The organism is Synechococcus sp. R3-13 (assembly GCF_047462195.1).
GTDB lineage: Bacteria > Cyanobacteriota > Cyanobacteriia > Thermostichales > Thermostichaceae > Thermostichus.
In genome coordinates, this window is the sequence record NZ_JANSIO010000022.1 from 1 (window position 1) to 3410 (window position 3410).

2 protein-coding genes and 1 pseudogene are annotated in these 3410 nt (G+C 62.5%); 1 reads left to right on the top strand and 2 read right to left on the bottom strand.

The features are described from left to right. Nucleotides 1-307 (top strand): annotated as a pseudogene (locus NW856_RS00690) (Photosystem Q(B) protein 1); the annotation flags it as partial. Between the two features lie 6 nt (nt 308-313). Here the strand turns inward: NW856_RS00690 and NW856_RS00695 are convergent. Together NW856_RS00695 and NW856_RS00700 are read right to left on the bottom strand one after the other, a co-directional pair. Continuing rightward, on the bottom strand, nt 314-2164 hold the full coding sequence (locus NW856_RS00695; protein WP_414398591.1) for an aspartate kinase: 1851 nt from the start codon (nt 2162-2164) through the stop codon (nt 314-316). A gap of 44 nt (nt 2165-2208) precedes the next feature. Continuing rightward, on the bottom strand, nt 2209-3410 hold a 1202-nt coding region (locus NW856_RS00700; protein ID WP_414398593.1), incomplete at its 5' end, for a site-2 protease family protein.

Sequence of the window (3410 nt, forward strand, 5' to 3'; positions counted from 1 at the left end):
CTTCCTGGCCGGGCACTACGCGTTCTTGGGGCGGCTGGGGTTCCCCGGCCTGGGCCTGAGAAACAGCCGTTCCGTCCACTTCTGGATGGCGGCCCTGCCCACAGTGGGGATTTGGGCGGCGGCAATAGGTATCGGCATAATGGCCTTTAACTTGAACGGCTTGAACTTCAACCAGTCCATCCTGGACAGCCAGGGCCGCTTCATCCCCACCTACGCCGATCTCCTCAACCGCGCCAATCTGGGGATCCAGGTGATGCACGCCCCCAACGCCCATCATTTTCCCTTGCTGCTGGCGGCTCAACCCTAAGGCAGGCTAGGGGCAGTCCAGCCGGAAAGCGCGGTGAATAGCTTGCAAGGCCGGGATCCCTCGATCCCGGCGCACTACACAGCTCACCTTGATCTCCGAGGTGGCGATCATCTCGATGTTGATTCCGGCTTCGGCTAGGGCTGCAAACAGGCGAGCAGCCACGCCAGGGTAGGTTTCCATCTCGGCGCCGACAATGCTGACCTTGGCAATGTCGTGATCCGCGTCAACTCCTGCCGCCTGGAGCTCTTCGGCCACCTGCCGGCAGACTGCCTCAGCAGCCATCGCTTGATCCTGAGGCACGGTAAAGGCAATGTCGGTACTGGGGATCCCGTTGTGGTAGCCCCGCTGGCTTTGGATGATGGTGTCCACGATGATCCCGGCAGCCGCCAAGCGCCCGAACAAATGGGCGGCAGTTCCCGGACGATCCGGCACTTTGCGAAGGCCCAGCCGCGATTGCTTCAAATCCAAGGCAACACCGCGTACCGGGTGGCTGTCTTGAGGGGCAGCCGGCATCTTTGCCCGATGCAAGTGGGGGATCACCTGGAACGACTCTCCCAGAGCCAAGGCGGCATCACCGGCCCGCTCCGCAGCCACCACACAGCTCACCTTGATCTCGGACATGGAGATCATCTGCAAATTGATCCCGGCCTCGGCCAGCACCTGGAACATTTGCGCCGCGATCCCAGGTCGGCCCATCATCCCCACCCCGGCAATGCTGACTTTGGCCACCGCCTCATCCACAATCACCGCTGCACACTGCAGCTCTTGGCCAATCCGCCGGGCAACGGCTGCAGCCTCGGCCACCTGCGACCGACTGACTGTAAAGGCAATGTCATTGGTGGGCTGGGGCACGGATCCCTGCGGCAAGGAGTCCGTCTCGCTGGCGTGAGCGGCTGTGAACTGGAGCGACTGCAAAATCAAATCCACATTCACCCCTGCCGCCGCGATCCCCTGAAAGAGCTGGGCGGCAATGCCAGGGCGATCCGGCACCCCCACCAACACCAACTTGGCCTGATCCCGATCCAGCTCCACCGTATCCACCGCCAGGCCCAGCTCGATACTGCTGTCGGCAGCACGAGGACGGGGGGGAGGAGAAAGAATGAGAGTGCCCTCGCATCCCGCCTGCAACGGCTCCAAGCTGGAGCGCACCCGCAGCTTCACACCGTAGTTGCGGGCAATTTCCACCGAGCGGGGATGCAGCACCTGGGCCCCCAAGCTGGCCAGCTCCAACATTTCATCACTGGTGATCTCCGGCAGCAGCCTGGCCTCAGGCACCTTACGCGGATCCGTGGTGAAGATCCCCGGCACATCGGTGTAGATCTCACACAGCTCTGCTCCCAAAGCCACTGCCAAGGCCACCGCCGTGGTGTCGGATCCCCCCCGACCCAGGGTGGTGATCTCCAGCTCCGCCAGGCTGGTAATCCCCTGGAACCCGGCCACCACCACCACCTCTTCCCGCTCCAGGTGCTGCCACAGGCGGTCAGTGTGGATGTGCAAAATGCGGGCCCGGCTGTGATCCCGAGTGGTGACAATGCCCACCTGGGCTGCCGTCAGGGAAAGGGCAGGACACCCCAAGCGTTGCAGCGCCAAGGCCACCAGGGCAATGCTCACCTGCTCACCGGTGGAAAGGAGCATATCCCATTCCCGCAACTGGGCCGGTGTGGTCGGGGATCCCTGCAAGATCTGCTCCCCCAAGCCCACAAGGCGATCGGTTTCATCCCCCATCGCCGAGACCACCACCACCACCCGATGCCCTGCCTTCACCGTGTGGGCCACCCGTTGAGCCACGGCCTGGATACGCTCCACAGAGCCGACAGAGGTACCGCCGTACTTTTGAACAATTAAGCTGCGTTGCATGAGAGGAGAACGAGGTCAGGGGCGGTTTGGATCCTACCCCGGATCTAGGCCAAGCCCAGTCCATTTTGCAAAAACGGCGGTACCGGCAGCAGGATCAGCACCAGCAGCGTGAGCATCCCCAGCCCCAGCAGATCCCGGGCCTCGTCCAGTTCCGTCACATCGTTGAGGGCCGGCTCGTCGGCACTGGAAATCACAAACAGCAGCAGCGCCCAGAGCAACAACCAGGGCTGCACCGTCAAGGCCAGCAGCAGCACCAACCAGCGGGCTACCCGGCCTACATTCGCTCCCATCTGCTGTCCATACACCGCGTGGACAATGTGCCCCCCATCCAGTTGGCCCACCGGCATCAGGTTAAACGCGATCACCACCAGCCCCAGCCAGCCGGCAAAGGCCAGCGGGTGCAGATCGATCACCTGCCCCGGCTGCAACTGATCCCCCAGCACCATGCGGGCCAGAATTGCCAGCAGCACCGATAGGCGCGGGTCAATGCGATGAAAACTAATCGGGGTCGGCTGCCCCTCCGGCACCGCGGGAGGATCTACAGGCGCTGAAAACACCAGCCCCAGCAACAGCATGCCCAAAGCAACAAGACTCCCTGCCAGCGGCCCAGCGGCGGCGATATCAAACAACACCTTGCGGTTGGGCACCGGCTCTTTCAACTGGATAAACGCCCCAAAAGTCCCTAGGACAAAAGGCACCGGGATGAAATAGGGCAGCGAGGTTTTGATGTGGTGGCGGCGGGCCACCCAGTAACGAGTCCACTCATGGGATCCCAAAATGGCAAGGATCCCGACCGCATAGGGCAATCCTTTCATCAGAGAGGGCAAATGCAGCAGCCGGTCAGGGCTAACCCCAGCCGCGTGGGCCCCAGCACTGAGGGTTGTCCAGAAGGTGAATAGCAACAGCCCCAAAGCCAGCAGCGGCAACTCTCGACTGTCCGCCAGGGAGCGCCGCGCCGCCGGGTTGGGCACCAAGGCAAAAAAGGGCTTACCGGCAAACCCCTCCTGCAGCACCACCAAAAAGCGTTTGCCGAAAGTGGTTTCCACGTTTTGCTGCACCCGCTCATAGGCTTCACTGGGATCCGCCCGCAAGTTGCCCCGGCAGATGATCGCCTGGGGGCGGTACTCCACATTTTGCAAATAAAAGACGTTCCAGGGGAAGCAATGGCTCAGCTTCTCCCGCGGCACTTCGGAGATGGGGGTGTGGGCAAGAGCCAGCGAGACCGGATCTGCGGCGCCGTCTTCCT

Bases quoted from the DNA above. Each gene is read 5' to 3' on its own strand.
- NW856_RS00695 (WP_414398591.1), bottom strand. From the start codon at position 2,164: ATGCAACGCAGCTTAATTGTTCAAAAGTACGGCGGTACCTCTGTCGGC.